The organism is Variovorax sp. DAIF25, assembly GCF_050711835.1.
Lineage (GTDB): Bacteria > Pseudomonadota > Gammaproteobacteria > Burkholderiales > Burkholderiaceae_C > Variovorax.
The window spans coordinates 6,041,961-6,068,023 of record NZ_CP136636.1 but is presented as its reverse complement, the minus strand read 5'-3'; the positions used below and the strand labels follow the sequence as shown (position 1 = coordinate 6,068,023).

The 26,063-nt window shown below is 69.5% G+C and carries 26 protein-coding genes and 1 tRNA gene; 17 read left to right on the top strand and 10 right to left on the bottom strand.

All coding sequences use genetic code 11. The features are described from left to right. Positions 1 to 79 precede the first annotated feature (79 nt). The 3 genes from R0232_RS28005 (at position 80) to R0232_RS27995 (ending at position 2,700) form a co-directional block, all read left to right on the top strand. A tRNA-Ser gene (locus R0232_RS28005) sits at positions 80 to 169 on the top strand. A 100-nt stretch (positions 170 to 269) separates the two neighbouring features. After that, on the top strand, positions 270 to 1,226 hold the full coding sequence (locus R0232_RS28000; protein WP_431510204.1) for a tyrosine-type recombinase/integrase: 957 nt from the start codon (positions 270 to 272) through the stop codon (positions 1,224 to 1,226). Between the two features lie 613 nt (positions 1,227 to 1,839). Then, positions 1,840 to 2,700 carry a putative phage abortive infection protein gene (locus tag R0232_RS27995; protein ID WP_431510203.1) on the top strand — a complete coding sequence of 287 codons (861 nt, stop codon included), beginning with the start codon at positions 1,840 to 1,842 and terminating at the stop codon, positions 2,698 to 2,700. 178 nt (positions 2,701 to 2,878) lie between these two features. On the opposite strand, the gene R0232_RS27990 is transcribed toward R0232_RS27995, so the two are convergent. Further along, positions 2,879 to 3,877, bottom strand: a complete 999-nt coding sequence (locus R0232_RS27990; RefSeq protein ID WP_431510202.1) for a LysR family transcriptional regulator — start codon at positions 3,875 to 3,877, stop codon at positions 2,879 to 2,881. 229 nt (positions 3,878 to 4,106) lie between these two features. On the opposite strand from R0232_RS27990, the gene R0232_RS27985 reads away from it, so the two are divergent. Together R0232_RS27985 and R0232_RS27980 are read left to right on the top strand one after the other, a co-directional pair. After that, complete coding sequence (locus R0232_RS27985) at positions 4,107 to 5,177, top strand: hypothetical protein (protein WP_431510201.1); 1,071 nt, start codon at positions 4,107 to 4,109, stop codon at positions 5,175 to 5,177. A gap of 174 nt (positions 5,178 to 5,351) precedes the next feature. Beyond that, positions 5,352 to 6,617, top strand: coding sequence for a glutamate carboxypeptidase (locus R0232_RS27980; protein ID WP_431510200.1), 1,266 nt, complete (start codon positions 5,352 to 5,354; stop codon positions 6,615 to 6,617). A 166-nt stretch (positions 6,618 to 6,783) separates the two neighbouring features. Here the strand turns inward: R0232_RS27980 and R0232_RS27975 are convergent, their stop codons facing one another. Next, the gene (locus R0232_RS27975) at positions 6,784 to 8,043 is read right to left on the bottom strand and encodes a porin (RefSeq protein WP_431510199.1); all 1,260 of its coding nucleotides are present in this window, start codon (positions 8,041 to 8,043) and stop codon (positions 6,784 to 6,786) included. Between the two features lie 242 nt (positions 8,044 to 8,285). Between R0232_RS27975 and R0232_RS27970 the strand changes: the two genes are divergently transcribed. Next, on the top strand, positions 8,286 to 8,870 hold the full coding sequence (locus tag R0232_RS27970; protein WP_398498509.1) for a TetR/AcrR family transcriptional regulator: 585 nt from the start codon (positions 8,286 to 8,288) through the stop codon (positions 8,868 to 8,870). A gap of 22 nt (positions 8,871 to 8,892) precedes the next feature. On the opposite strand, the gene R0232_RS27965 is transcribed toward R0232_RS27970, so the two are convergent. Continuing rightward, positions 8,893 to 9,087: a hypothetical protein gene (locus R0232_RS27965; protein ID WP_093340795.1), complete on the bottom strand. Its 195-nt coding sequence runs from the start codon at positions 9,085 to 9,087 to the stop codon at positions 8,893 to 8,895. 89 nt (positions 9,088 to 9,176) lie between these two features. Beyond that, on the bottom strand, positions 9,177 to 10,034 hold the full coding sequence (locus R0232_RS27960; RefSeq protein ID WP_431510198.1) for a LysR family transcriptional regulator: 858 nt from the start codon (positions 10,032 to 10,034) through the stop codon (positions 9,177 to 9,179). A 94-nt stretch (positions 10,035 to 10,128) separates the two neighbouring features. Between R0232_RS27960 and R0232_RS27955 the strand changes: the two genes are divergently transcribed. The 8 genes from R0232_RS27955 (at position 10,129) to R0232_RS27920 (ending at position 17,485) form a co-directional block, all read left to right on the top strand. Further along, on the top strand, positions 10,129 to 11,451 hold the full coding sequence (locus tag R0232_RS27955) for an aspartate aminotransferase family protein (RefSeq protein WP_431510197.1): 1,323 nt from the start codon (positions 10,129 to 10,131) through the stop codon (positions 11,449 to 11,451). A 228-nt stretch (positions 11,452 to 11,679) separates the two neighbouring features. Then, a complete protein-coding gene (locus R0232_RS27950) occupies positions 11,680 to 12,648 on the top strand; it encodes a DUF72 domain-containing protein (RefSeq protein WP_431510196.1) in 969 nt (322 codons plus the stop codon). Positions 12,649 to 12,764: 116 nt separating this feature from the next. Further along, the gene (locus R0232_RS27945; RefSeq protein ID WP_431510195.1) at positions 12,765 to 14,084 is read left to right on the top strand and encodes an Nramp family divalent metal transporter; all 1,320 of its coding nucleotides are present in this window, start codon (positions 12,765 to 12,767) and stop codon (positions 14,082 to 14,084) included. Positions 14,085 to 14,360: 276 nt separating this feature from the next. Further along, entirely contained in the window at positions 14,361 to 15,098 is a 738-nt protein-coding gene (locus tag R0232_RS27940; RefSeq protein WP_431510194.1) for a hypothetical protein, read from the top strand. Positions 15,099 to 15,144: 46 nt separating this feature from the next. Next, the gene (locus R0232_RS27935) at positions 15,145 to 15,663 is read left to right on the top strand and encodes a GTP-binding protein (protein ID WP_093340785.1); all 519 of its coding nucleotides are present in this window, start codon (positions 15,145 to 15,147) and stop codon (positions 15,661 to 15,663) included. A 32-nt stretch (positions 15,664 to 15,695) separates the two neighbouring features. Continuing rightward, a complete protein-coding gene (locus R0232_RS27930) occupies positions 15,696 to 16,079 on the top strand; it encodes a roadblock/LC7 domain-containing protein (RefSeq protein ID WP_093340783.1) in 384 nt (127 codons plus the stop codon). Positions 16,080 to 16,176: 97 nt separating this feature from the next. After that, a complete protein-coding gene (locus R0232_RS27925) occupies positions 16,177 to 16,536 on the top strand; it encodes a hypothetical protein (protein ID WP_093340782.1) in 360 nt (119 codons plus the stop codon). A gap of 73 nt (positions 16,537 to 16,609) precedes the next feature. Beyond that, a complete protein-coding gene (locus R0232_RS27920) occupies positions 16,610 to 17,485 on the top strand; it encodes a D-alanyl-D-alanine carboxypeptidase family protein (RefSeq protein WP_431510193.1) in 876 nt (291 codons plus the stop codon). 16 nt (positions 17,486 to 17,501) lie between these two features. On the opposite strand, the gene R0232_RS27915 is transcribed toward R0232_RS27920, so the two are convergent. Beyond that, positions 17,502 to 18,731 (bottom strand): MFS transporter, encoded by a 1,230-nt coding sequence (locus R0232_RS27915; RefSeq protein WP_296787175.1) that lies wholly within the window; start codon positions 18,729 to 18,731, stop codon positions 17,502 to 17,504. Positions 18,732 to 18,853: 122 nt separating this feature from the next. On the opposite strand from R0232_RS27915, the gene R0232_RS27910 reads away from it, so the two are divergent. From R0232_RS27910 to R0232_RS27900, 3 genes are all read left to right on the top strand, one after another. Then, positions 18,854 to 19,834 carry a LysR substrate-binding domain-containing protein gene (locus R0232_RS27910; protein ID WP_431510192.1) on the top strand — a complete coding sequence of 327 codons (981 nt, stop codon included), beginning with the start codon at positions 18,854 to 18,856 and terminating at the stop codon, positions 19,832 to 19,834. A gap of 27 nt (positions 19,835 to 19,861) precedes the next feature. Further along, positions 19,862 to 20,761: a LysR family transcriptional regulator gene (locus R0232_RS27905; RefSeq protein ID WP_431510191.1), complete on the top strand. Its 900-nt coding sequence runs from the start codon at positions 19,862 to 19,864 to the stop codon at positions 20,759 to 20,761. 88 nt (positions 20,762 to 20,849) lie between these two features. Beyond that, positions 20,850 to 21,623 carry a sulfite exporter TauE/SafE family protein gene (locus tag R0232_RS27900; RefSeq protein WP_431510190.1) on the top strand — a complete coding sequence of 258 codons (774 nt, stop codon included), beginning with the start codon at positions 20,850 to 20,852 and terminating at the stop codon, positions 21,621 to 21,623. An 11-nt stretch (positions 21,624 to 21,634) separates the two neighbouring features. Here the strand turns inward: R0232_RS27900 and R0232_RS27895 are convergent, their stop codons facing one another. From R0232_RS27895 to R0232_RS27875, 5 genes are read right to left on the bottom strand one after another with little or no spacing between them, the layout of a single operon-like run. Beyond that, a complete protein-coding gene (locus R0232_RS27895) occupies positions 21,635 to 22,960 on the bottom strand; it encodes an MSMEG_0569 family flavin-dependent oxidoreductase (RefSeq protein WP_057598965.1) in 1,326 nt (441 codons plus the stop codon). A gap of 37 nt (positions 22,961 to 22,997) precedes the next feature. Then, positions 22,998 to 23,276, bottom strand: coding sequence for an MSMEG_0570 family nitrogen starvation response protein (locus R0232_RS27890; RefSeq protein ID WP_057594432.1), 279 nt, complete (start codon positions 23,274 to 23,276; stop codon positions 22,998 to 23,000). Beyond that, positions 23,267 to 24,487, bottom strand: a complete 1,221-nt coding sequence (locus tag R0232_RS27885; RefSeq protein WP_431510189.1) for an MSMEG_0565 family glycosyltransferase — start codon at positions 24,485 to 24,487, stop codon at positions 23,267 to 23,269. Before R0232_RS27885 ends, R0232_RS27890 begins: the two co-directional genes overlap by 10 nt. After that, the gene (locus R0232_RS27880; protein ID WP_296787165.1) at positions 24,480 to 25,493 is read right to left on the bottom strand and encodes a sll0787 family AIR synthase-like protein; all 1,014 of its coding nucleotides are present in this window, start codon (positions 25,491 to 25,493) and stop codon (positions 24,480 to 24,482) included. Before R0232_RS27880 ends, R0232_RS27885 begins: the two co-directional genes overlap by 8 nt. Beyond that, positions 25,490 to 26,062: an MSMEG_0567/Sll0786 family nitrogen starvation N-acetyltransferase gene (locus R0232_RS27875; protein WP_431510188.1), complete on the bottom strand. Its 573-nt coding sequence runs from the start codon at positions 26,060 to 26,062 to the stop codon at positions 25,490 to 25,492. Before R0232_RS27875 ends, R0232_RS27880 begins: the two co-directional genes overlap by 4 nt. Position 26,063: the final 1 nt, after the last annotated feature.

The window sequence follows — 26,063 nt, the reverse complement described above, 5'->3', positions numbered from 1 at the left end:
AAAAAACGACAGGGAAATCGCTGCACGGGATGGTTGTTTCGATTTTCCTGGCTATAATCGCAGGCTCGACAGAGCGACCGGAGAGGTGGCAGAGTGGTCGAATGTACCTGACTCGAAATCAGGCGTACTAGCGATAGTACCGAGGGTTCGAATCCCTCCCTCTCCTCCAGTTATGAGCCTGTGAAGGTCCCATAGCATCGCGAAAGTCGCACTAAAGCCCCGCCAGCCGGGGCTTTTTTGCGTCCGTTGGTCCGGCATGGTACTTTGACATGGTGGTCTTGCCCGGGGGCAAATTCGGGGGAACGGCCAGCGGCGGCCTCTACCTCGAGGTCACGCCCGCCGGCGCGAAGCACTGGCGCTGGAAGTACCGCTTCGATGGCAAGGAAAAGCGCCTCGCGATAGGCAGCTATCCGGCCATCACCTTGGGCGAGGCGCGCGCGGCACGCGAGAAGGCTCGGCTGGTGCTCAAGGCCGGGACCGACCCGGTGGGCGCGAAGCGCGACGCCAAGGCTTCCGCCAAGGTGCGCCGCGAAAACACCTTCAAGGCCGTGACGCACGAGTGGTTCGAGCACTGGAAGAGCGACAAGAGCACGCGCCATGCCGAGAACGTGAAGCGGCGACTCGAGGGTGACGTCTATCCGAAGCTCGGCCGGCTGCCGATCACCGAGATCATGGCGCCCAAGCTGCTGGCCATGGCGAAGAAGATCGAAGCGCGCGGCGCGCTGGACGTGGCGAAGCGGATGCTCCAGAGCTGCGGCCAGATCCTGCGCTATGCCGTCGCCCACGGCTTGCTCGAGCGCAATCCCGGCGCCGACGTGAAGCCGGCCGACGCCCTCAAGCCGCGCAAGAAGCGCAACTTCGCGCGCCTCGATGCGAAGGACATGCCAGAGTTGCTGCGCAAGATCCAGGTCTATGACGGCTCGCCCACCAGGAGTGCGACGAGGTCAGCGCCTCCTACAACTGGGCCACCTACCTCAAGGAGCGGCGCGAGCTTATGCAGGCCTGGGCAGACCACCTCGACCAGATACGCCAAGGCGCGAAGGTCATCCCGTTGCGCGCGGCCTGAGGCACATTGGTGCTGTGTGACTCACGCATTAGTCGCACGTGACTGCCGTGTCACAGACTCTGCCGCAGGCATTGGGGGCGATCGCGGGGCGAGCATCGGCGCCGGGTGCCGGCCCGACCAGGAAGGCGGCACCCGGTGCCGGAAAAAACGCGATCCTTAGACTGTCCCACGGTACAGGCAGGGCCGCCATAGGACCGCCACACGGTACAGGTCTCGCAAGCGTAGTACCGCCCCACGGTCCTATCAGGCCGGTTTTCAGGCCTCTCTCTGTCCCACCCCACGGACACCATCTAGAGTAGCCATCTATGCCGGCTGCTTGGTCTCTGCCTTTCCTGTATTCAGGCTGTTCGGAGCCCGTGGGCCAAAAGCGACCGGGCGGCGCGATCAGGGGGCGACGCACCCAAGCCCTTGCCTCTCCCGAAAAACGGCCCGACGCGGCCCCCATGTCTGCGCTGTCCGCATTCGATGCGGACACATCGCGGACGGCCTCACTTCAAACCGTTCTAAGTGAGAAGGCAACCGGCCTCGAGAAGTCTCGCGAGTCTTCGCGACTGTTCCGGCCCCGTCCCATGTGTGTCCCGCGGGACACGCGGAACCCAGACATAACCCACTGGATTTCTGCGTGCAACTGCTAGCAGCCGCCAGCATCCGGCGGAATGCCGTCGCCGCGGCGGTGGAAATCCGCCGGCCTTCCGCTGCATTTCCGGCGGAAATCGCTCGCTTGCCGTCGGCCCTTGGCATGATTGCGTCGTCAACATAGCGCGGAGGAGTTCATGGCAAATGATGAAAGTCCGATTCATCGGGGTTGGTACTTTGTGCCCTTTTTGGTAGTTCTATCGGCATGGGGAATCTGTTGGTGGGCGTTGGGGGATGACACCGCTAATCGCGGAAGCTTCGGAGACATGTTTGGCGCGGTAAATGCGTTGTTCAGCGGGTTCGCTTTTGCGGGCCTGATCTTGGCTATTCGCCTGCAGAGCGAAGAGCTGGCGCTGCAAAGACGAGAGCTAGCCGATACCCGTACCGTGTTGCAGGATCAGCAAAAGCAAATGCAGGCTCAAGCAGAAACACTTGAGCTCCAACAATTCGAAGCAACCTTCTTTCAGTTGCTCCGCGCACATGGCGACATCGTGAACGCGATCGATATCGTGAACATGAAGAGCCAGCACGTCACCCGCGGAAGAGACTGCATCAAGACTTTCTATGAGCGTCTCGAGGGATCGATATACGGGAGTGTCCGCCGCGACTTGCTCGGCCGGGCGCGATCAGGTTATGGGGCTTTCTACCAAGAACATGAACATGAACTTGGCCATTACTTCCGCCACCTGTATCACATCATTAAGTTTGTCGACCTAAGCAACGTGGCGGAGAAGCGCAGGTACACGTCTTTTGTCCGCGCTCAGATCTCGTCGTTTGAATGCCTGATGCTGTTTTACAACTGCCTCAGCGAGCAGGGCGAAGAGAATTTCAAACCCTTGGCGGAAAAATACGCCCTGTTCAAGCATCTGCCCAAGGGAAGAGTTGATCCAGAGCTGTACAAGGTCTTCAAGCCTTCGGCTTACCTTCCTCATAGCCCTGGCCCCGCGGACTTGGCAGCGATAAAGGCCGCTGCTCCGGACCGCTGGATCGATGCGTGATTGAGGGGGAACGCGCCGGGGGCACGATCGATATCGGAATGCCGACATCGACGGCCTGGCGCGGCTTACGGCTCGACGTGGTGCTGCTCAGATATCCTCCAATGATTCAAAGGGTCAGTGGCCACCAGGCTACTGACCCTTTCTCATTGGTGCCTCCCGCTCGACCCCGCGGTCTCGCCTAGGCAGACGGCAACCCGAGCTCCGCCCGCATCCCCGAAACCCGTCGCACATAGAACTCCACGAAGGCCCGGATCCGCATCGGCATGTGTTCGCGGCTGGGATAGCAGAGGTAGTGCGCCCGCCCCTGGGGCGCATAGGTGTCGAGGCAACGGACCAGGCGGCCGGCGCGCAGATCGTCGGCGACCTGGTAGCCCGCGACCTGGGCGATGCCCAGGCCATCCCGCAAAGCGCCCACCACCAGTTCCGGATCGCTGTAGATCCGGCTGCCCTTCGGCATGAGCTTGCGCACCCGGCGACCGCCGCGCTCGTCGCCCGCGGGCGGCTCCATGAACTCCCATTCGTACAGCCCACCCGACCCGAGACGGAACTGGATGCACGCGTGGCGCTCGATGTCCTCGAGCGTCTCGGGCAGGCCATAGCGCGCCGCGTACGCGGGCGATGCGCACACCATCATCTCCATGGGCGCGAGCTGGCGCGCGATGATGCTGCTGTCCGCGAGGCGGCCGTTGCGGAAGCTGACGTCGATGCGGTCGGCGGTGAAATCGGTGATCCGGTCGTCGAGGATGAGTTCGACGTCGATGCCGGGATGCAGCCTGTAGAAGTCGGCCAGCAGCGGACCGACGATCCGGCGGCCGAAGCCGATCGTCGAGCACACGCGCAACTGTCCGCGCGCGGGCCCGTCCTGCAGTTCGTGCACCTGCTGCATCGCCTGCATGATCTGCTCGACGCCCGGGCGGCTGAGCTCGTAGAACATCTCGCCCTCGGGCGTGAGGGCGACATTGCGGGTCGAGCGCTGCAGCAGCCGCGTCTTCATCTGGGTCTCGAGCCGCTGCACGTTGCGGCTCACGGCCGAGCGCCCGAGGCCCAGGCGGTGGCCCGCCTTCATGAAGCTCAGTTCCTCGGCAACCGCCATGAACGACAGCACGCCGGTGTAGCTGGCGGCCAATCCGGAAGCCAGTGCATCGGGCATCGAAGGGGTGAGGACGGAATTCTTCATGGTCGATGGGTCGGGTGGAGCGGCGCAGGCCAAAGCATCGCGCGGCCTCGCCGGCAGGAGCGCCGGCGAATCATGGGAGGTAGGAGCGCCGATGTCGGTGCGCGTTCGCACAATCGACGCGTGGTGGCCGGGCATTGGTGATCAAAGCTGGATATCGGATTGCATCGGAGCATGCCAATTTGCGCGGGAGTGCCTCCTACGATGGCCGTTTCAGACGGATCTCCCCGCCATGGCGCTCGCCCTTCATCGTCCAGTTCTTTTCTCCTCCAACTCGGATCTCGCCTGGTCATGGCTGCCGCCATTTGCCGCGGTGCTCGCATATCCGCATCTGCTCGCGGCGTTCTACCAACGCTTCAATGCACAGGACGGCAGTCCGGTGCTCGCCGTGCTCGCCATGGCATCGGCCTTTGCGGTCACCGCCTTGGGATTCGCTGTCGCGTGGCGGCTGGGACACGCGCCGCATCCGACGGCGCGATCACTGACCGCGAGCCGCTTCGCGTACCTCACGGTGGCGGCGCCGCCGCTGTTCACGTTCATGGGCGTGCTGCTGTACCTGATGAAGATCGAGGGCGCGGATGCGGCGGTATGGACCGGCCTGTGGACGGCCGCGGCGGCATGGGTCGCGATGCTGCAGCTCACGCGGCGGTCCGACGTGGACGCCGTCGATGAAGCCGCTGCCCCGGCGGGCATGCAGGCCACGCGCGGACTCGCGGCATTGCGAGTCACCCACGGCATCTCGGCGGCCGCGTTGATCGTCGTCTTCCTCGCGCCTCATCTGTTCAACCATCTCGTCGCCTGGCTGGGCGACCAGGCGCACCAGTCGCTGATGCTCCAACTGCGCAAGCTCTATCGCCATGCCTGGGTCGAACCCGCGATGCTGCTCGCGATGGCGTTCCAGTTGCTGTCGGGGCTGGTGCTGTGGTTGCCGAAGACACGCAGGAAGGCGAATCTCTTCGATGTGCTGCAACTGGCTTCGGGCATCTATCTGACTTTCTTCATTGCCTCGCATGTCAACTCGGTGTTCGTGCTGGCCCGTCATTTCGGTGTCGACACCGATTGGGCCTGGGCCGTGAGCGCGCCGGCCGGACTCACGGGCGACGCATGGAGCGTGCGGCTCATTCCCCACTACGCAATCGCGGTGTTCATGCTGCTCGGGCACCTGGCCTGCGGCCTGCGCGTCGTTCTTCTGGGGCATGGCGTGAGCGATGCGAAGGCAGGGCGCTGGAGCGGGATCTCGCTCGCAGTGGCAACGGTCGTCGCTGTCGCCATCTCCGCGGCGATGCTCGGCGCGCGGTTGTGAGTGTGTGCGGTCGCCCTGTGCGCGATGATTCAATTCGCGAATTCGATTTAAAGATATCGAAAGAATAATTGTTGCGAGGCCGCAAGAAATATTGACCTCCATTCGCGGCATTCATAGCATCCCTCCCGCAATTGGATCGATTCCGATATTGCGTTCACTCATCAAGGGGGAGAAATGAAATCACGGTTTTTCCATTTCTATTTGGCGTTCGTGTGGGCCATTGTCCTGAGTGGCTGCTCGGATGGGAATGCCAGCGCGTTCTTCTACAGCAGCACGCTGGACCAGCGAGCCAAGGACGAACAGCCCGCGGTGCTCAAGACCTTGGAGGAATTGGTCAACATCGAAAGCGGCACCAATGACGCCATCGGCATTCCCGAGATGGGCAATTACCTCGAGCGGCGCCTCCAGGCGCTCGGTGCCGAGGTCACGAGGACGCCCGCCACCGGCGGCGTGGTCGGCGACGTCATCGTCGGCCGGCTCAAGGGCCGCGGCGGCCGGAACGTTATGCTGATGGCGCACATGGACACGGTCTATGTGCGCGGCTCGCTGGCCAAGGCGCCGTTCCGCATCGAAGGCGACCAGGTCTTCGGTGCCGGCATCGCCGACGCCAAGGGCGGTGTCGCCGCCATCCTCCACGCGCTGGCGCTGCTGAAAGCGGAAAACTTCCAGCAGTTCGGCACGATCACCGTGATGTTCAACCCCGACGAGGAACGGGGCTCGCTCGGGTCGAACGAAGTGATCCAGAAGCTCGCGTCGCAGAGCGACGTGGTGCTGTCCTACGAGCCCGGCGGCATCTTCGAAGGGACCGAGCTGTTCGTCTCCGGGACCTCGGGCGTGGCCTTCGTCGAAGCCCGGATCCGGGGCAAGGCTTCGCATGCCGGCACGTCGTCCGAAAAGGGAGTGAACACGATGACCGAGGCGGCGGACCTGATCCTGCGCACCCAGGACCTGCACGACCGCAAGCAGGAGCGGGCGTTCAACTGGACGGTGATCCAGGGCGGCACGGCGCCCAACATCATTCCTGCGCTGACGGTGGTCACGGCCGACATGCGTTACGGTCGCAATGAAGATCTCGCACCCTTCGAAGCCGCGCTGCGGGAACGCGTCCAGAAGAAACGCCTGGAAGAGACGAGCATCGATCTCCAGATCACGCGCCTGATCCCGCCCTACAACGCAACGCCGGCCAGCCGTGCAGCGATGGACAAGGCGATGTCCATCTACACCGAGGTCGGCGGCAAGCTGGCGATCCTGGAAATGCGCACCGGCGGCGGCTCGGATGCGGGATGGGCCGCGCTCTCGGGCAAGCCGGTGGTCGAGGGGCTGGGCCTGATCGGTGCCAACCATCACAGCAGCGAAGCGGAGTACGTGCAGATCTCGGCGATCCCGCGCCGGCTCTATCTGTCGGCGCGCCTGATCTCCGAACTCGGACAGGGGCTGTAGCGGTCCGGGCCGTGTGTCGCTCGAACGGCGCACGCACGAAAAAAGGTCCGCGCGAAGGCGGACCGAACGAACCCGCATGACGGGCTCTCCCTGGAGACATTGGAACGGAACGACCGGAGGCGGCAGTGCCTCCGACCGTTCTCGCATCCGCGGGCCCGCGCCCCGGTCAGAAGGAGTGGCGCAGGCCGAAGTCGTAGCCCGTCGAGGTCTTGGGCACGAACACCGCGTTGTTCACGAAGGCGGGACCGCCGACGGTGAGCGCGGCGCCGTTCTTGTTGCTGATCCGCGCGATGGTGGCGTAGAGCGCGGTGCGCTTCGAGAGGTTGTGGATGTAGCCCAGCGCCAGCTTGTTGGCCTTCGGATCCGCGACGCTGGCTGCGAACGGCAGGCTCGCGGTATTGAGGTCGTACTTGACCTGCGAATAGGCGGCGCGGATCAGGCCCGGGCCGATCGGCGCGGTCAGGCCGATCAGGTAGCCGGTCAGGTCGGTGTCGGGAACGCCGCCGAAGGCGGGCGTGGCGGCATAGTCCCGCGTCCTCTGGATGCGCGAGAGTTCGCCGAACAGCTTGACCGGGCCGAAGTCGTACGAGCTGCCGAGGTTGAAGGTCTTCACCGAGTCGGTGGTGCCCACGTAGAAGCTGTCGGCCGCCGTGCTGTTGCCGTACGAGACGGCGATGTCGAACGGGCCCGTGGCATAGCCGAGCCGTCCGCCCAGGTAGCGGCCCGCGCGCGTCGTGGCCACGTTGCCGGCATTGAGCGCCCCCGCGGCATTGAGGCCCGGCGGCGTGCTGGTGCCGGGGTCGTACTTGGTGTTCTCGTGCAGCGCATACATGAACTGGCCATAGAAGCCGCCGAGGTTCGGCGGCAGGAAATAGCCGATCGAATTGCTCGCGCGGTTGTAGTTGAGGTCGCCGCCGAAGCCGCCCGGACCGCCGGCCACGGTGTTCGTGTTGGCGGCGGTGAAGATCAGGCTGCGGCCCACGCCGACGATGCCGAAGGGGTCGAACACGATGTCGTTCCAGGCCGAGGGCGTGTAGTCGCGGCCCAGGCGGATCTCGCCGAAGTTGCCCGACAGGCTCAAGGTGGAACGGCGCTGGAAGCTGGCGATGCCGGTCTTGCCATCGTCCGGGCTGATCGGTGCCTCGAGCCAGAAGCTGGCTGCGAGCCCGCCACCGAGGTCTTCGGTGCCGCGAAAGCCCAGCCGGCTCGTCGAATAGTTGCCCGAGCTCAGCGCGGTCTGGCTCAGGGTGCGGCTGCCCTGATTCAGATAGAAGGGATTGGCCCATGCGGCGCGGCCCGTATCCCGCGATTTGGACGAGTAATTGCTGATGCCCATGTCCACCACGCCGAACATCGTCACGGAGGACTGGGCATTGGCGAATCCCGCGCCGAGCAATGCGGCGAGGGTCAGAAATTGATTTTTCACGATATCTCCCGATCGAAGAAACAAGGACGAAGACGCTTTGAAAGATCGCTGGTGTTGCGACTGCGGCGAGTCTCCGTACCGCGCATAACGGTTGGCCTGCTGCCAGATGACATGTGCGCAAGGTCGGGAATCTTTTCGATGCGCGGGCGCTCGCCGGAGAGCGATGGTGTGGCGGGAGGCTCTCGACCATTTCAGTCGAATATCGACCGCTTCGGTCGATGGTTGCGCTAGACTGCAACGCGATGCCCAAGCCCACCCGTTCCCAGATCGACGCCGAAATCATCGACCGCGCCGCAGGCCTGTTCGCCAAGCACGGCTTCGCCCACACCTCGCTCCAGCAGATCGCCGATGCGGTCAACTATTCGAAGGCCGGGCTGCTGCATCACTTCCCGAGCAAGCAGGCGATCTACGACGCGGCGCTGCAGACCTGCCGCGACCAGGCGCAGGCGCTGCTCGATGCGGTCGGGCACCTGCCGCCGGGCGCGGCGCGCGAGCGGGTGGTGGTCGAGGCCTCGGTCGACCAGACCTACGAATGGCCCGGCGTGTCGGCGCTCGCGAACCGGCTCGCCGACAACGGCAAGGGCACCGATCCCGCGCTGACCGAGATGGCGTTGATGGTCTACAAGGCGCTCGGCATCGACCTGCAGGCCACCACCATGGAGCGCATCGTGCGCGTCACGAGCGCGCTGTCGGGCCTCGGTGCCTCGGCGATGGTCGCGGCCCACGTGGGGCTGCAGCGCGAATGGCGCACCCCCATCATCGAGGCGGCCATGGACGCACTCGGCCACGGCGGCAAGCCGCAGCGTCCGGCACGCAAGCGCGCCTAGTCTTCCGCGCCGGGCCGGCGCCTCAGAGGCCGCCGATCAGTCCGCTGAGCTTCGGCGCGAAGACGCCATAGCCCATGCTCACCGACACGCGCAATTCGGGCATGAAGGCCGCGAAGGACATGCCGAACCCGACCAGCCCGCCGACCACCAGACCGAGCACGGCGAGCGCTCTCCCGTGCTGCTTGAGGATCGACAGGGTGGCGTGGAGGAAGGTCAATGCGGTGTTCCTTGAAGGCGGAGCACCGGATTATTCAACCAATTTGGTTGGACTTCAACCATTTTGGTCGAAATCGCTGCAGAGACCTTTCAAGCCGCGGGCAGAAACTTCCTCACATGCGCCGCGAAGGCCGCGGTCAGGGCCGTCGGTGCCTCGCGCGCCAGGGCCAGCGTGACGCCCACGCTCGGCAGTTCGGGAAAGCCGTCGTTCGCGTCGAGGATCTGCAGGTCCCCGGGCACGGCCGTGCGCGTGAGCACGGTGACGGCCTGGCCCGAGCGCGCCATGCCCACCAGACCCGACAGGCTGCTGCTCGCATAGGCGAGCCGGTAGGCGCGGCCCGCGGCCTCCAGCGCGCGCCGCGGCAGCAGGTGGTCGAGCGCATCGGGCGCGCCGAGCGCGAGCGGCAGCGGGTCGAGGGCGACGGCGGCGCTGCCGCGCTGCGCGACCCACACCAGCGGTTCGTGGCGGATCGGGTCGGCGCCCGCGGCATCGGCGGCCACCGACACCAGCGCGAGATCGACCGCGTGCCGCGCCAGCAGCTCGTGCAGCCGCGGCGTGGGCGCGCACATCACCTCGAGCTGCACGCCCGGATGCAGGCTCGCGAAGCCCTGCAGCAGGTAGGGCAGGAACACGACCGCGTAGTCGTCGGGGCAGCTGAAGCGCAGCACGCCCGACAACTGCCGGCCGCGCAGCTCGGCCAGTGCCTCGTCGTGCCGGCGCAGCAGTTCGTTGGCGCGCACCAGCAGGCGTTCGCCGGTCGCGGTGAGCGTCACGCCGCGGCCGGTGCGGTGCAGCAGCGGCTGCTCGACGATGCCCTCGAGCTTCTGCATCTGCATGCTCAGCGCCGATTGCGTGCGGCCCACGCGCAGGGCGGCCTGGCCCAGCACGCCGGTCTCGGCGATGGCGACGAAGCTGCGCAGCAGGTCGATGTCCAGCGATTGGCTCACGGCATGAGTTCCCTTGATAGCTGATCTCAAAACAATTCGCTTCCACGCGCGCGGGGCGCCGCGTAACGTGGGCATTTTGATCGGGAAGCACCCCATGAGCAGGAACGACGACCCCCAGTTCTGGCAACAGGCACAGCGCCATCTCGTGCGCTACGGCGGCAGCTTCGAGCCGCTGATCATCGAGCGCGCGCAAGGCTGTTTCGTCTACGACGCCGACGGCCGCGCCATCCTCGACTTCACCTCGGGCCAGATGAGCGCGCTGCTCGGGCATGCGCATCCCGAGATCGTCTCGGTGGTGTCGGAGCACGTGCGCACGCTCGACCACCTGTTCAGCGGCATGCTGTCGCGCCCGGTGGTGGCATTGGCCACCGAGATCGCGCGCCATGCGCCCGGCGCGCTCGAGCGCTGCCTGCTGCTGAGCACCGGCGCCGAGTCGAACGAAGCGGCGCTGCGCATGGCCAGGCTGGTGACCGGCGGCCACGAGGTGGTGGCCTTCACGCAGTCGTGGCACGGCATGACCGGCAGCGCGGCGGCCGCCACCTACAGCGCCGGCCGCAAGGGCTACGGCCCGGCGGCGGCCGGCTCGTTCGCGATCCCGGCGCCCAATGCCTACCGGCCACGCTTCGCGACGAAGGAGGGCGAGCTCGACTGGCGCCGCGAGCTCGACGACGGCTTCGAGCAGATCGACCGCCAGTCGACCGGCGCGCTCGCGGCCTTCATCGCCGAGCCCATCCTCAGCAGTGGCGGCATCCTCGAGCTGCCGCCGGGCTACATGGCGGCGCTCAAGAAGAAGTGCGAGGAGCGCGGCATGCTGCTGATCGTCGACGAGGCGCAGACCGGCGTGGGCCGCACCGGCCTGATGTTCGCGTGCGACCGCGACGGCGTGGCGCCCGACATCCTGACCCTGTCGAAGACGTTGGGCGCGGGCCTGCCGCTGGCCGCGATGGTGACCACGGCCGCGATCGAGGACGAGGCCCACGCGCGCGGCTTCCTGTTCTACACCACGCACGTCTCCGATCCGCTGCCCGCGGCGGTCGGCCTGAAGGTGCTCGAGGTGGTCGAGCGCGACGGGCTGGTCGAGCGCGCGCGCGTCGCGGGCGAGCGGCTGCAGCAGGGGCTGCGGCGGCTGCAGTCGCGCCACGAATGCATCGGCGACGTGCGCGGGCGTGGCCTGCTGCTCGGCCTCGAAGTGGTCAAGAGCCGCGACACGCGCGAGCCGGCCTTCGAACTCGGCGAGGCCGTCACGCGCGAATGCATGAAGCTGGGCCTGAGCATGAACATCGTGAAGCTGCCCTCGATGGGCGGCGTGTTCCGCATCGCGCCGCCGCTGACGATCAGTGACAGCGAGATCGACCTCGGCCTCGAACTGCTCGACAAGGCCATCGCCACGGCGGTGCGTTCGCAGCCGGCTTCCTGAGCGATCGCCCGGACCTTCAGCCCGGCTTAAGTTTCGCGAACGATACTGGCTACGACGGTCTTTCGGCGTTGGTAGAGGTCGCTTCGGCACCCGCTGGCTTGCAGCGGTTCCTCGAGCCTGAGGTCGTCACGAATTCCGCGGGACGGCGCACAGGATTGCGCCGGCGCCGACAACCGGCGCCTGCCGTCTTCCTACGTCCCGCCCGACGCGCCATCGCAGGATGGCCCCATGACAAAGGCATCCGCGGACCCTGCGGTCCACATCGGCATCTCCGGCTGGCGCTATGCGCCGTGGCGCGGCAAGTTCTATCCCGCCGGGCTCGCGCAGCGGCAGGAACTCGCCTTCGCTTCACGCGTGCTGCCGACCATCGAGATCAACGGTTCCTTCTATTCGCTGCAGCGGCCTTCGTCGTACGAGGGCTGGCGCGACGAGACGCCCGCGGGCTTCGTGTTCGCGGTCAAGGGGCCGCGCTACATCACCCACCTGCGGCGCCTGAACGACGTGCGGGTGCCGCTCGCGAATTTCCTTGCCTCGGGGGTGCTCGCGCTGGGCGACAAGCTCGGTCCGATCCTGTGGCAGTTCCCGCCGCGCATGGCCTGGGAGCCCGAGCGCTTCGAGGCCTTCTTCTCGCTGCTGCCGGCCACCACCGCGGCCGCCCTGAAGCTGGCGCGCGAGCACGACGACAACGTGGCGGGCCGCACCTGGCTGCACGGCGGCGGGCGGCGGCGCCTGCGGCATGCGGTCGAGGTGCGCGACCCGAGCTTCGTCGACCCGGCCTTCATCGCGCAACTGCGCCGCCACGGCATCGCGCTCGTGGTGGCCGACACGGCGGGCCGCTGGCCGCTGCTCGAGGACCTCACGGCCGACTTCGTCTACCTGCGGCTGCATGGCGACAAGAAGCTCTATGCGAGCGGCTACGGCGAACCGGCGCTCGCGCACTGGGCCCGGCGCATCGCGGCCTGGCGCCAGGGACGGCAGGTGCGCGACGCGAAGCGCGCCTCGAAGGTGGCGGCACCGCGCGGCGCGCGCGAGGTGTTCTGCTACTTCGACAACGACATCAAGGTGCATGCGCCCTACGACGCGGCGCATCTGGCGCAGGCGCTGGGCCTGCCGGCGCGGCTGGAGGAGGGCGCGCGCGACCGCTTTGCGCTGCCGCCGGGGATCTCGCTGCGGCCGGCGCGGAAGAAGAAGGCGTAGGACGCCCGCACGGCCACGCTCGCCTGCCAAGTGCATCCAGGTTGCAGCAGCGTCCTACAGGGCCCCCGGGGGACGCGCCCTACTTTCGGTGTCCCGAGGTCACCGACGAGGCGAACATGCCGAGGCCGAACGAGCAGGACGAAGACCGCGCCGGCGCCAGTGCAGGCGCCGAGCCTCCCGCCAAGCGCGGCTTCCTGAACCGCCTCGGCCCCGGCCTCATCACGGGCGCCGCCGACGACGACCCCAGCGGCATCGCCACCTACACCCAGGCCGGCGCGCAATTCGGCTATGGCATGGGCTGGACCCTGCTGCTGACCTATCCGCTGATGGTGGGCATCCAGCTCGCGAGCGCGCGCATCGGCCGCACCACGGGGCGTGGGCTCACCTCGGCCTTCGCCGCCTTGTGGCCGCGCCCGGTGGTGTTCTTCGCGGTCGTGCTGCTGCTGGTCGCCAATGTCGTGAACCTCGCGGCCGACATCGGCGCCATGGCCGAGGTCGCGCGGCTGGGCCTGGGCGGACCCGAGGCGCTCTATGCGCTGGGCTTCGGCCTGCTGTCGCTGGCGCTGCAGGCCTGGCTGCCGTACCACCGCTACGTGCGCGTGCTCAAGTGGCTCACGCTCTCGCTGCTGGCCTACGTGGGCGTGGCGCTGGTGGCGCACGTCGACTGGAAGGCCGCGCTCGTGGGCGCGCTGGTGCCGCGCATGCACTGGGATGCCGAGAGCATCAAGATGGTGGTGGCGATTCTCGGCACCACGATCAGCCCCTACCTGTTCTTCTGGCAGGCGGCGCAGGAGGTGGAGGAGATCGAACGCATCCCCGAGGACCATGCGCTCAGGACCCACCCCGCGCAGGCGCGCGCGCAACTGCGCCGGCTGCGGCTCGACACCTGGGTCGGCATGGGCTTCTCCAACGCGATCGCCTTCTCGATGATCGTGGCCTCGGCCGCCACGCTGCACGCCCATGGCCAGACCGACGTGAGTTCGACCGCGCAGGCGGCCGAGGCCCTGCGCCCGGTGGCGGGCAGCGCGGCCTTCGCGCTGTTCGCGCTGGGGATCATCGGCACGGGCCTGCTGGCGCTGCCGGTGCTCGGCGGTTCGGCCGCCTATGCCTGCGCCGAATTCCTGCGCGTGCGCCGCGGGCTCGAGCAGCCGGTCGGCGCGGCGCCGGCCTTCTACGGCATCCTCGCGGCCGCCATGGCCTGCGGCATCGGCATCAGCCTGTGCGGCGTCGATCCAATGAAAGCGCTGGTGTGGGCGGCGGTGATCAATTCGCTGATGTCGGTGCCGATCATGGTCGGCGTCATGTGGGCCGCCGGCAGCCGCCGCCTCATGGGCGAGCTGGTGCTGCCGCTGCACTGGCGGGTGCTGGGCTGGGCCGCGACCGCGGTCATGGCGCTGGCGACCCTGGCCTTTCTCTGGACCAGCCTGCGGTCCTGAGCGCTGCCCGCCCGCGGCCCGGGCCCCCGTTCCCACTCCCACCGATTCCCGTAGGACTTAGTCGGGTTTTGTAATCTAGTGTGTTTAATTGCAACGAGTGTTATATTTTTGGCGAGAAACACTATTTAACACTTAGGCATTCAATCAATGGCGGGCCGCGAGGCTTTCCGGGGATGTTTCATCGATGGAAGCGCTTGAATTGCCATTCGGATCGCCAAAAAGCCCCAGTTTGGTGCATCGCCTGCCGGCCGACGGCCGATCTTCCTCGGGCCGCCCATGACCGGTTTCAGCGCCTCGCCCCGCGCCCGCCGGCCGCTGCTGAGCTTCAGCATCGAAGGGCTGCCGGCCCGTGACGAACTGCTCTTCAAGTCGCTGGTGCGGCTGCTCGACCACCGCACCCACCAGCACTGGGCCTGGCAGGTCGAGGGCGCCGACCTGCGCGTGGTGGGCGACCGGGCCGCGGTGCTGTCGGCCGAGGCGGCCGATTCGCCGCTGCCGCCCGTGCCGCTGCTGACGGTCGGCGACACGCCGCCGCCGCGCGGCCCCTTCCTGCGGCTGCCGCTGCATGCCGATGCGCTCGAGGCCATGCTCAACCGGCTCGGCGCGATGGTGGTCCATGCGCGCGAACTCGGCCTGGCGGCATCGGCCGAACGCGGCGCGCGCGGAGAGGAATACCGGCTGCTGCGCTGGCCTTCGGTCGCGCTGCTCGACTCGCCCGTGCGCATGAAGCTCGCGACCCTGCTCGCGAGCCGCCCGTCCACGCTGGCCGCGCTGCAGCAGCGCTCGAACGCCAGCGCGCAGGAGTGCGCCGACTTCATCGCCGCGCTCGAGCGCGCCGGCTTCGTGGCGGGCCATGGCGGCGCTGCCTCGCGCGCGCCCGAATCGATCTGGCCCGATTCGCAGGTGCATCCCGGCAGCGAGGCGCCGCCCCCGGCGCGCGAGGGCGTGCAGCCCGGCCTGCTCGCGCGCATCCGCAGCCGCCTCGGGCTGCTGTCCTCGGGATCGCGCGCCTGATGCGCCGCGATCCGCCCTGCATGACCCCAACCGATTCCGACTGAGCGTGGAGCACAAGATCCTTTTCACCGGCACCATGGGCGCCGGCAAGACCACCGCCATCGCGGCGGTGAGCGAGATTCCGCCGGTCAGCACCGAGGTGCGCAACAGCGACACCTCGGTCGCCAAGGCCACCACCACCGTCGGCCTGGACTACGGCGAGCTCACGCTCGACAACGGCGAGAAGCTGCGCCTGTACGGCACGCCCGGGCAGATGCGCTTCGATTTCATGTGGCGCATCCTCGCGCGCGGCGCGCTCGGCCTCGTGATCCTGGTCGACAACAGCCGTCCCGATCCGCTGGCCGATCTCGAGGTCTACCTCGACGGCTTCGCCGAGCTCATCGAGCAGACCGCCTGCGTGGTCGCGGTGGGCCGCACCGAGACCCATCCCGAACCCGGCCTCGACGCCTATGCCCAGCGCATGCAGGACAAGGGCGTGTTGTGCCCGGTGCTGCCGGCCAACGTGACCGATCCGCAGCAGGTGGTGCAGCTGCTCGAACTGCTCCTGATCCAGCTCGAAGCCTGAGCGCCGCCCCTTTCTTTCCTTTCTCTTCCGACATGAACATCCCACCCCGCCTCAAGGACGCCGCCGAGTCCGCCGTCGACACGCTCATGCGCGAGATCAAGGGCGTGAAGGCCGTCGTGATCTCGACCGAGGACGGCCTCGAACTGGCCGCGCGCGTGGAGAACACCGCGCAGGTCGCGCGCCTGTCGGCCATCGCGAGCTCGCTGGCCGCGCTCGGCGCGGTGGCCGGCGAGGAGAGCGGCCTGGGCCAGTGCGAGAACGTCGCGATCGAGTCCGCGCTGGGCCACATCCTGATGCTGCAGGCGCGCCATGACGAGGCCGACCTGATCGTGAGCGTGGTCGCGGGCAAGGACGCGGTCATCGGCCAGGTCCTGTACTTCGCCAAGCAGGCGACGCTGGCGCTGCAGCGCGCCTGAGGCGCGGGCCTTCCCTTCACTGTTACCAACCGGCCGCCGCTCATCACTCGCCCGGGTGGCGGCCGATCCTCAGGGCGATGGACTACGAAAGACACCGATGGCAAATATCAAGCAATCCATGGACGAACTGATGACGATCGACGGCGCGCTGTGCGCGGCGCTGGTCGATTCCGGCAGCGGCATGATCCTGGGTCAGGTCGGCTCGGGCGTGGACCTCGAAGTCGCGGCCGCGGGCAATACCGAGGTGGTGCGCGCCAAGAACAAGACCATGCGCGCGCTCGGCCTGAACGACGTGATCGAGGACATCCTGATCACGCTCGGCCGCCAGTACCACATCATCCGCCCGCTGCAGAAGCACGAGGGCCTGTTCGTCTACCTGGTGCTCGACAAGTCGAAGTCGAACCTCGCGCTCGCGCGCCGCAAGACGCAGGACGTGGAGCAGAGCCTGGCGGTCTGACGCGGCGCGCGTCGGCAACGGACAATGCCGGCGGCACGCACCACGCCGCCGACCCCACGCCGGACTCCGCCGATTGAAGCCCTTTCCCCCCGCCCCGCCGTACCGCATCGTCGCAGCGGACCAGTTGCCGCCGGACCTCGAACAGGCCGCGGGGCTCGACTGGAAAGCCGCGCGGGTGCTGTCGTCCGCGCCCGCCGAGGCACCGCGCGACCAGGCCGCGCCGGCCCTGCCGCCGGCCGCGAGCTGGGCGCTCTACGACCTCGCGGCCGACCGGCTGCTGGGCCACGAGCCCGCGGCCGGCAGCTATCCGCCGGCCGGCCTCGCCAAGCTCGCGACCGCGATGCTGGTGGAGCGCAAGCTGGTCGCCGAACGGCGTGACCGCCGCGCCGAGCGCACGCCGGTCGCGGTCGGCGCCGAGGCCATGGTGCGGCTGTCGGTGCAGCGGCTGCTCGAAGCCGCGCTGATCGCCTCGTCGGACAGCGCAGCCTTCGCGCTCGCCGCCTGGCACAGCGGCACCACCGAGGCCTTCGTCGAGGCCATGAACCGGCAGGCCGCGGCCTGGGGCCTGCGCGACACCCGCTTCGCCTGCCCCGCGGGCCAGGACGAGCGCGCGCGCAGCAATGCCGGCGACGTGCTGCGGCTGGCCGCGCGGCTGCTGCACGAGCATCCGGCGCTCGCGGCCATCGCCGGCAAGACCCGGCTCGATCCCTGGGAACAGGCGCTGCCCAACGTCAACCTGCTGCTGGGCACGGTGCGCGGTGTCGACGGCCTGGCCGCGGCCTTCTCGCCCGCGACGGGCGCGCACCAGATCGCCACCGCGGCGCACGAGGGCCGGCGCCTGCTGGCCGTGGTGCTCGGCGCGCCGGACCGCGTGGTCTGTGCCCGGCTCGCGGCGGCGCTGCTGCGCAAGGGGTTCTCGATGCCGGCGGCGGCGCCGGCACCGGCCTGAGCGCCGCGGCCCGCGGTCAGGCGCGGCCCGACATCGGCCACAGCCGCACGGCCAGCGCCGCGGCCGAGGAGACGATCGCCAGCGCCGTCACCGCGGCCCAGCCCCATTGCGCGAGTGCCAGCGCACCCACCGCGGAGCCGATCGCCATGCCGATGAACATGGCCGTGAACAGCACCGCGTTGAGCCGGCTGCGTGCGCCGGGCTCGATGCCGTAGACGATGGTCTGGTGCGCGATCAGCGTGGCCTGCACGCCGAGGTCGAAGCCGACCACCGCCACCACGATCACCGCGAGCTGCGCGCCCGGCGCCATCAGCGGCGCGAGCGCCATCACCGCGAACGAGACCACCACCAGCGCGGCGCCCAGCCGCGTCACCAGTTCCGGGCCGCGGCGGTCGGCCAGCCGGCCCGCGAGCGGCGCGGCCAGCGCACCGGCCGCGCCGGCCAGGCCGAAGGCGCCGGCCGCGGTGCTGCCGAGGTGGAAGGGTTCACCGTGCAGCATCACGGCCAGCGTGGACCAGAAGGCGCTGAAGCCGATCGAGATCAGGCCCTGCGCCCAGGCCGCGCGGCGCAGCGCGCCGTGGCGCTGCCACAGCGTGGCGAGCGAGCGCAGCAGCGCGCCGTAGGCCAGGTGCGTGGTGGCCTTGAAGCGCGGCAGCCCGCGCCAGGCGGCCGCGCCGATCAGCGCGATGCTGGCGGCGGCGGCCACGAACATCGTGCGCCAGCCGAAGTGCTCGGCCACGAAGCCGCTGACCACGCGCGACAGCAGGATGCCGAACAGCAGCCCGGTCATCACCGTGCCCACGGTCTTGCCGCGGCTGGCCTCGGGCGCCAGCGTGGCGGCGGCGGGCACGATGTCCTGCGCCATGGTGGCGGCCAGCCCGATCGCCAGGCTCGCGGCCAGCAGCATGCCGACCGAGGGCGAGGCACCCGCGAGCAGCAATGCCACGCACAGCACGGCCGCCTTCGCGAGGATGATGCGGCGCCGGTCGTAGCGGTCGCCCAGCGGCGCCAGGAACAGGATGCCCAGCGCATAGCCGAGCTGGGTCAGGGTGGGCACGAAGCCGACCGTGCGCGTCGGCGCGCCGATGTCGGCCGCGAGCACGCCCAGCATCGGCTGGCTGTAATAGAGGGCGGCCACCGCGAAGCCGGCGCCGCTGGCGAGCAGCAGCACCAGCGAGGCAGGCAGGGCCGGCGCGGCCGGTGCCAGCGGTTCGGCACCCGCATGCGCTGCTTGAATGGAAGACATGGTATTTACCCTTGGATTCGGCGGAAAGTGCGCGGAGTTTGCAGGGCTGAGCGCTCGAACGGTAGTCCTCGGCAGCGAACAACGTATATACGTCTGATGCATACAAGGCGCAAAATCCCGTCATGGCAACGAATTCCGCCCCCGCAACGCCCGCCGTCCCGGTCGCCAGCGCCCCGGCCGACCGTGTCGAGCTCATGCAGACCTTCGTGCGCATCGTCGAGGCCGGCAGCCTGTCGGCCGCCGCGGCCCAGCTCGGCATGAGCCAGCCCACCGTGAGCCGGCGGCTGCAGGCGCTCGAGCGCTCGCTCGGCCTGCGCCTGCTGCGGCGCTCCACCCACGGCATGAAGCTCACCGAGGACGGCGAGCGCTGCTTCGAGCGCGCGAAGGAACTGCTGGCCGACTGGGCCGCCTTCGAGGACGAGCTGCGCGGCGCCGGCCGCGCGGCCGAGGGCACGCTGCGCGTGATCGCGCCGCATGCGCTCGGGCAGGACCTGCTGATGCATCCGCTGTACCGCTACCTGCGCGAGCATCCGCGCGTGGACGTCGAATGGCTGCTGCACGACCGGCGCCCCGACTTCATCACCGAGAACATCGACTGCGCGATCCAGGTCGGCGAGATCGACGACCCCTCGGTGGTGGCGCTCAAGCTGTCGGAGATCCCGCGCATCGTGGCCGCCGCGCCGGCGCTGATGGAGGGCCGGCCGCCGATCGCGCATGCCGCCGAGCTCGCGGCGCTGCCCTGGCTGGCGCTGCGCACCTTCTACCGCACCGAGCTGCGGCTCTCGCACGTGACGACCGGCGAGGAATGCCGCGTGCCGATCCGCCCGCGCCTGAGCACCGACGGCCTCTACGCGCTGCGCAACGCGGCCGTGCTGGGGCTCGGCGCCTGCATGGGCTCGGCCTGGCTGCTCAACGACGACATCGCGCGCGGCCGGCTGCTGCGGCTGGTGCCGCAATGGCAGGCACCGCCGCTGCCGGTGTACCTGGTCTATCCGCAGACGCGCTTCCAGTCGGCCAAGCTGCGGCACTTCATCGAGGCGGTGCGCGCCGCGCTGCCGCGCGCGATCGACGTGGCCGATTCGCTCGCGGGCGTGGTGGCCTGAGGCGCGGCGACGCCGGCGGAGGACTTCATGCTCACCCACAAGCAGTTGCGCTACTTCGTCGACATCGTCGATGCCGGCAGCTTCAGCCTCGCGGCGGAACGTCTCTACATCGCGCAGTCGGCGCTGAGCCGGCAGGTCAAGGAGATGGAAACGCAGCTGCAGGTGCCGCTGCTCGAGCGCGGCACGCGCCAGCTCGAGATGACGCCGGCCGGCCGCTCGCTGTATGCCGACGCGCGCCAGATCCTGCGCGCGCTCGATGCCGCCGCGCTGGGCGCGCGCCAGGCGCAACGCGGCATCGAGGGCACGGTGCACCTGCTGCATTCGAGCTCGGTGCCGCTGTCGCCGGTGCTGCTCGGCGCGCTGCGCTCGCATGCGCTGCGCTGTCCGGGCGTGGCGATCGAGGTCGCGCAGGCCTCGTCCGAGCACCAGGCGCTCGACATCGCCGAGGGCCGCGCCGACATCGGCCTCGCGCGCGCGCCGGTGCTGCGCCGCCATCCGGGCGTGGGCCATGCGCCGCTGTTCGACGAGCCGCTGGTGGTGCTGCTGCCCGCCGCGCATGCGCTGGCCGGGCGCGCGCGGCTGCGGCTCGCCGAGCTGCGCGCCGAGCCCTTCGTCGCGCTGCCGCACCGCGAGCGCGGCGGGCTCAGCCATGCGGTGGCCGAACTGTGCCGCGCCGAGGGCTTCGAGCCCGTGGGCGCGCAGGTGCGCTCGCGCAAGTGGTCGCAGCTCGCGCTGGTGCAGGCCGGCTTCGGCCTCGCGATCGTGCCGGCCTCGATGGCCGCGCTGGCGCCCGCGGGCGTGCGCGCGCTGCCGCTCGACGGCGAGGGCTGCCGCAGCGGCGTGCTGGTGCTGTGGCGCGAGGGCGGGCCGCGGCATGCGCTCGCGCTGCGCGAGTCGCTGCAGGCCGCGTTCGCGCCATCGATCTGATTTCGAGATCGCCGCGCGCCGCATTCGGCATTGGCGCGGCGCGCCGCGAGCGCCTAGATTCGCGTTCGCCCCCACGAAGCGAACGCCCATGACCTTTTCGTCGTCCCTGCAGCACCTGCTGCCCTTCACGCCGCTGCAGCTGCTGGCCATCTGCGCCGGCATCGTCGCGGCCTACGTGATCTTCGGCATCGCCGGCTTCGGCACCGCGCTGGTCGCCGGGCCGGTGCTCGCGCAGTTCGTGCCGGTGGCCACGGTCGTGCCGCTGCTGGCGCTGCTCGACTTCGTCGCGGCCGTGGTCAACGTGAGCCGCGATGCCGGCGCGGCCGACCGCGCCGAGCTGCGCCGGCTGGTGCCGCTGATGGCGTTCGGCAGCCTCGTGGGGGCCGCGCTGCTGCTGCTGGGACGGCCGCAGGCGATGCTGCTGGCGCTGGGCGTCTTCGCGGTCGCCTATGCGCTGTATGCGCTCAGCGGCTGGCGGCCGGTCGCGCGGCTCTCGGCGCGCGCGGCCGTGCCCTTCGGCTTCGTCGGCGGCATCTTCTCGGCCATGTTCGGCAGCGGCGGCTTCATCTATGCGATCTATCTCGCGGGCCGCATCGACGAAAAGGAACGCGTGCGCGTCACCCAGTCCACGCTGATCGGCCTCAGCACGCTCACGCGCGCGCTGCTGTTCCTGGCAGCGGGCGTGTATGCCGAGGTCTCGATCCTCGCGCTGGCCGTGCTGCTGCTGCCCGCGATGCTGCTGGGCACCGCGCTGGGCCGGCGCATCACGCTGCGGCTGTCGCGCGAGCAGTTCCTGCGCGTGGTCGCGCTCGCGGTGCTGTGCTCGGGCGCCTTCCTGATCGTGCGCTACGCGATGGGCTGAAGCCCGTGCGCTCAGGCCGCCTGCAGCCGGGGCGGCGCGACCTCGGGTTCCGCGCGCAGTTCGGCGCGCCGCGCGGCGATCGCTTCGGCGAGGAATTCCGCGTCGCGCGCCACGCCCGAGAAACGTCCCGAACCCCAGGTGTGCAGCCACGGCAGCCCGAGGAAATACAGCCCCGGCTCGCGCGTGACGCCGCGCTGGTGCACCGGGTGGCCGCGGCCGTTGAACACCGGCGCGTCGACCCAGGCGAAATCGGGCGAGAAGCCGATGCACCACAGCACGCTGGTGATGCCCGCGGCCGCGAGATCGAGCCGGGTGCGTTCCTCGGCCGGCTCCCACACGGGCGCGTAGACCGAGGGCGGCGGCGCCTCGATGCCGTTGGCGGCGATGAACTTGTCGATCGAGGCGTTGATGCCGTTGTAGATGCGGTCGGCATGGTCGAGGTGCTCGCGCAGGTTGGGCTGGAACTGCAGCACGCCCTGGTCCAGGTCGGTCAGCAGGCCGAACAGCTCCATGCCCTCGCGCGCGAAGCGCCGCAGGTCGATGTCGCGTCCGCCGTCGCGGCCGGTCACGTAGTGGTTGGTGTTGTCGCGCACGCCCTCGCGCAGCGGATGGGCGGTGACCGGCATGTCGTAGTACTGCATGTCGGCCAGCCAGTCGACCACCTCGCGGCCGCGGTAGAAGCGCGCGCAGCGCGGTGCATCGCCCGTGGCCAGGTAGACCTTGCGGCCGGCCAGGTGCAGGTCCTCGGCGATCTGCGCGCCCGACTGGCCGCAGCCCACGACCAGCACCGCGCCCTCGGGCAGCTGCGCGGGGTTGCGGTACTGCGCCGAGTGGTACTGCGCCACCGAGGCCGGCAGCTTCTCGGCCAGCCGCGGCACGATCGGCTTGTGGTAGCCGCCCGAGGCCACCACCACCTGGTCGGCGGTGTAGAGGCCGGCGTCGGTCTGCACCTCGTAGCGGCCGCGCTCGCCGCTTTGCGGCACGTGCACCACGCGCTGCACCGTCACGCCCTCGAGCGCGGGCGGCTTCACCTGCGCCACGAAGCCCGCGAGCCAGTCGTTGATCTGGTCCTTGACCATGAAGCCGTGCGGATCGTCGCCCTGGTAGGGCCAGCCCGGCAACTGGCATTGCCAGTTGGGCGTGACCAGGCAGAACGAATCCCAGCGCTGCGTGCGCCAGCTGTGGACCAGGCTGCGCTTCTCGATCACGAGGTGGTCGATGCCGCGCTGCTGCAGGCAGTGGCTCAGCGACAGGCCGGCCTGGCCGCCGCCGACGATCGCCACGCTGTAGTGGCTGCGGCCGCCGTAGGGATGCTCGGGATGGGTGGGGTGGGACATGGGGTCTCTCTTTCTCGATGGGGGCGCAGGGGGGAGGTCAGTCGAAGGCCAGCACGGTGACTTCGGCGGCGGGCTCGAAGCGCGCGGCGATGCGCTCGATCTCGGCGAGCTGGTCCATCGCCTGCGAACAGGCGAAGCCATACTTCGCGCGCACGCGTTCGGAGGCGATGCCGAGCGCCTCGCGCGTGCGCCGCAGGAAATCGTCGAGCGCATAGCGTTCGCCGGGCGCGAGGAAGTCGCGCACCACCAGCGAGGGCGAGTAGCAGCGCGATTCGCTGGCATCGGGCCAGCGCACCTGGAAATGCATCACGGGCATGGGGCGGTCCTCGTTTCGATGGCGTGGGGGCGGCGCAGGCCTTCGCGGTAGAGGGCGACGTGCCGCTGCGCGCTCTCGGCCCAGCTGAAGTGCCGCGCGAGCCGGGCCGCCGATCGCGCGATGCGCGCGTCGTCGCGCCGCGCGAGCGCCTCGGCCAAGGCCTGCGCGATCGAGCCGGCATCGAGCGGGTCGGCCCAGCTCACGTCCTCGGGCGCGAGGTAGTCGGTGAAGGGCGCGATGCGCGAGGCCACCACGGGCCGCCCGCTCGCCAGGCCTTCGAGTACCACCAGGCCGAAGCCTTCGCGCAGCGAGGGCATCGCGACCACGTCGGCGAGCCGGTAGAGCGCGGGCATGTCCTCATCGGCCAGCGGCCCGGTGAGCCGCACGGCGCGGTCCGGGCCTTCGGCCAGCCCGAGGCGCGCGAGCGCGGAGGCGAAGGCCTGCATGGTGGCGCTGTGGTCGAGCAGGCTCGCGCCGCCCGCGATCACCAGCTGCGCATCGGCCTGGCCCGGGCGCTGCCGCAGCAGCGCGAAGGCCTCGAGCAGGCGCAGCGTGTTCTTGCGTTCCTCGACGCCGCCGACGGCCAGCACCACCGGCGCGCCGGTGCGCAGACCGAGCCGTCGCGCGAGCGCCGCGTCGCCGGCCTGCATGCGCGGCGAGAAGCGCGCGGTGTCGATGCCGTTCGCCACCTCCTGCGCCGCGATCCCGTGGTGCCGAGCGAGATGCTCGCACCACAGCCGGCTCACGCAGAACACCTGCCGTGCGCGGACGAAGGCCTGGTGCTGCCAGTGCGCGAGCTGCGCATCGGCGAAGTCGTCGAGGTGATGGACCGTGCGCACGAAGCCCTCGATGCGGCCCATGTCCTGCAGCCGTGCCAGTGCGTTGCCGCCGATCGAGTCATGGGTGTGGAGCACGTCGAAGCGCTCGTGCTCGAGCAGCGCGCCCAGGTGGTCGACGAAGGCCGCGATGCGCGTGCGCACCATCGCCACCGTGTCGGCTGGCGTGCCGTGCACCGGCACGAGCTCGGCGCGGCAGGGCGGTTCGCGGAAGAAGCGCTGGCCCGGCGCGGCCGGCGCGAACACGGTGACGGCATGGCCGGCCTCGTGCAGCGCACGCGCGAGTTCCAGCGTGTGGACCACGCCGCCGCGCGGGTTGACCGAATGCGTCAGCAGCCCGATGCGCAGCGGGCGCTCGAGGTCGTCGTCAGCCATGGCGGGCCTCCTCGCGCAGGCCGGACGGCGCCGGCGGCTGGATGAAGGCATCGCGGCCGAAGTCCCACAGCAGGGCCTCCTCGCCATCGGCGCGCAGGCGCACGGTGCGGCTGGGGTCCACGGTGCCGATCACGCCGCAGGCGATGTCGCGCGCCGCGAAGCGCGCGAGCACGCGCGCGAGCTGCGCGGGCGCGACGCTGAGCACGAAGCCGTAGCTCGGGAACGACGACAGCCAGCGCAGCAGCGGCACGCCCTCGGGCTTCGGCAGCGCATCGAGCTCGATCGAGGCGCCCACGCCCGAGCATTCGAGCAGCATCATCGCGGTGCCGACCGCGCCGGCCATGCTGATGTCCTTGCCGGCGCGGCACAGGCCGGCCTCGGCCAGCGCGGGCAGCAGCTCGAGGTCGGCGCGCAGCCGCGCGGCCGGCGCGCGCGTCGAGGCGTTCCAGTAGGGGAAGGGCTCCTCGTAGGCGCCGCGCAGGTCGGCCGCCATCACCAGCAGGTCGCCGGGCCGCGCATCGAAGCTCGTGATCAGCCGGCGCGCATGGCCGAGGATCGCGACCGCGAGCTGCGGCCGCTCGCTGCGGTTGTTGCTGTGGCCGCCGACGATCGGCACGCCATAGCGCGCCGCGGCCTCGGCCATGCCGCCGAGCACCTGGTCGGCCGGGTTCATGCCGCTGCTCCACAGCGCGTCGACCACCGCGGTCGGGCGCCCGCCCATCGCGTAGATGTCGCTCACGTTGACCATCACGCCGCAGTAGCCCGCGAACCAGGGCATGCGCACGATGAAGTCCTCGACCAGCCCCTCGATCGCGAACAGCAGGTAGCCGCCGCGGCCGTCGGGAATGGCGGCGCAGTCGTCGCCCACAGGCACGGCCTGCGCGAGCGCCGCGTGGCCGCCGGGCAGCGAGCGGCCCAGCGCGGCCACCACCTCGCTGATATCGCGCTTGTGGGCGAAGCCGCGCGTGGCGCGCAGCGCTTCGGCGATCTCGGCGGCGCGGCTCATCGCGGCACCTTCGCGCGCGTGACGAAGCCGCTGACCGGGTCGTGGCAGGGCGGATAGAAGCCGAGGTCGGCGCGCATGCGCGCATGCGCGCGGCCCTGCACCTCGCATTCGCCGAGCGTGGTCCAGCCGAGCTTGCGGAACAGCGGCTCGTTCTGCAGCTGCACCTGCGCGAGGAACAGCGTGCAGCCCAGCGCATGGGCGCGCGACACCGCGAGCCGGATCAGCGTCGCGCCCAGGTGGCCCTGGCTGCGGAAGGCCGGGTGCACCGCGAGCCGCGAGCCCCACCATTCGCTCCCGCTGCCGGTCCCTGCGGCGCCGCGATGGATGCGCACCGTGCCCACCACCTGCTCGGGCATGCCGGCGTTGCACGACATCGCCACCAGCAGCAGTGCATGGTCGTCGATCGCGTCGCGGTCGTCGCGCGCGAAGATGCCCTGCTCGATGCAGAACACCGCGCGGCGCAGCGCCATCGCCTCGTCGCGCTCCCATTGCTGGGAAGCCTCGCGCACGAGGTATTCGACCGGCGCGTAGGCCAGCGGCAGCTCGCTCCAGGCTTCGGCGGTCTTCATC

Coding starts and splice junctions, on each gene's coding strand:
- R0232_RS28000 (WP_431510204.1), top strand. CDS start 270: ATGGTGGTCTTGCCCGGGGGCAAATTCGGGGGAACGGCCAGCGGCGGC.
- R0232_RS27995 (WP_431510203.1), top strand. CDS start 1,840: ATGGCAAATGATGAAAGTCCGATTCATCGGGGTTGGTACTTTGTGCCC.
- R0232_RS27990 (WP_431510202.1), bottom strand. CDS start 3,877: ATGAAGAATTCCGTCCTCACCCCTTCGATGCCCGATGCACTGGCTTCC.
- R0232_RS27985 (WP_431510201.1), top strand. CDS start 4,107: ATGGCGCTCGCCCTTCATCGTCCAGTTCTTTTCTCCTCCAACTCGGAT.
- R0232_RS27980 (WP_431510200.1), top strand. CDS start 5,352: ATGAAATCACGGTTTTTCCATTTCTATTTGGCGTTCGTGTGGGCCATT.
- R0232_RS27970 (WP_398498509.1), top strand. CDS start 8,286: ATGCCCAAGCCCACCCGTTCCCAGATCGACGCCGAAATCATCGACCGC.
- R0232_RS27955 (WP_431510197.1), top strand. CDS start 10,129: ATGAGCAGGAACGACGACCCCCAGTTCTGGCAACAGGCACAGCGCCAT.
- R0232_RS27950 (WP_431510196.1), top strand. CDS start 11,680: ATGACAAAGGCATCCGCGGACCCTGCGGTCCACATCGGCATCTCCGGC.
- R0232_RS27945 (WP_431510195.1), top strand. CDS start 12,765: ATGCCGAGGCCGAACGAGCAGGACGAAGACCGCGCCGGCGCCAGTGCA.
- R0232_RS27940 (WP_431510194.1), top strand. CDS start 14,361: ATGACCGGTTTCAGCGCCTCGCCCCGCGCCCGCCGGCCGCTGCTGAGC.
- R0232_RS27930 (WP_093340783.1), top strand. CDS start 15,696: ATGAACATCCCACCCCGCCTCAAGGACGCCGCCGAGTCCGCCGTCGAC.
- R0232_RS27925 (WP_093340782.1), top strand. CDS start 16,177: ATGGCAAATATCAAGCAATCCATGGACGAACTGATGACGATCGACGGC.
- R0232_RS27915 (WP_296787175.1), bottom strand. CDS start 18,731: ATGTCTTCCATTCAAGCAGCGCATGCGGGTGCCGAACCGCTGGCACCG.
- R0232_RS27910 (WP_431510192.1), top strand. CDS start 18,854: ATGGCAACGAATTCCGCCCCCGCAACGCCCGCCGTCCCGGTCGCCAGC.
- R0232_RS27905 (WP_431510191.1), top strand. CDS start 19,862: ATGCTCACCCACAAGCAGTTGCGCTACTTCGTCGACATCGTCGATGCC.
- R0232_RS27900 (WP_431510190.1), top strand. CDS start 20,850: ATGACCTTTTCGTCGTCCCTGCAGCACCTGCTGCCCTTCACGCCGCTG.
- R0232_RS27895 (WP_057598965.1), bottom strand. CDS start 22,960: ATGTCCCACCCCACCCATCCCGAGCATCCCTACGGCGGCCGCAGCCAC.
- R0232_RS27890 (WP_057594432.1), bottom strand. CDS start 23,276: ATGCCCGTGATGCATTTCCAGGTGCGCTGGCCCGATGCCAGCGAATCG.
- R0232_RS27885 (WP_431510189.1), bottom strand. CDS start 24,487: ATGGCTGACGACGACCTCGAGCGCCCGCTGCGCATCGGGCTGCTGACG.
- R0232_RS27880 (WP_296787165.1), bottom strand. CDS start 25,493: ATGAGCCGCGCCGCCGAGATCGCCGAAGCGCTGCGCGCCACGCGCGGC.
- R0232_RS27875 (WP_431510188.1), bottom strand. CDS start 26,062: ATGAAGACCGCCGAAGCCTGGAGCGAGCTGCCGCTGGCCTACGCGCCG.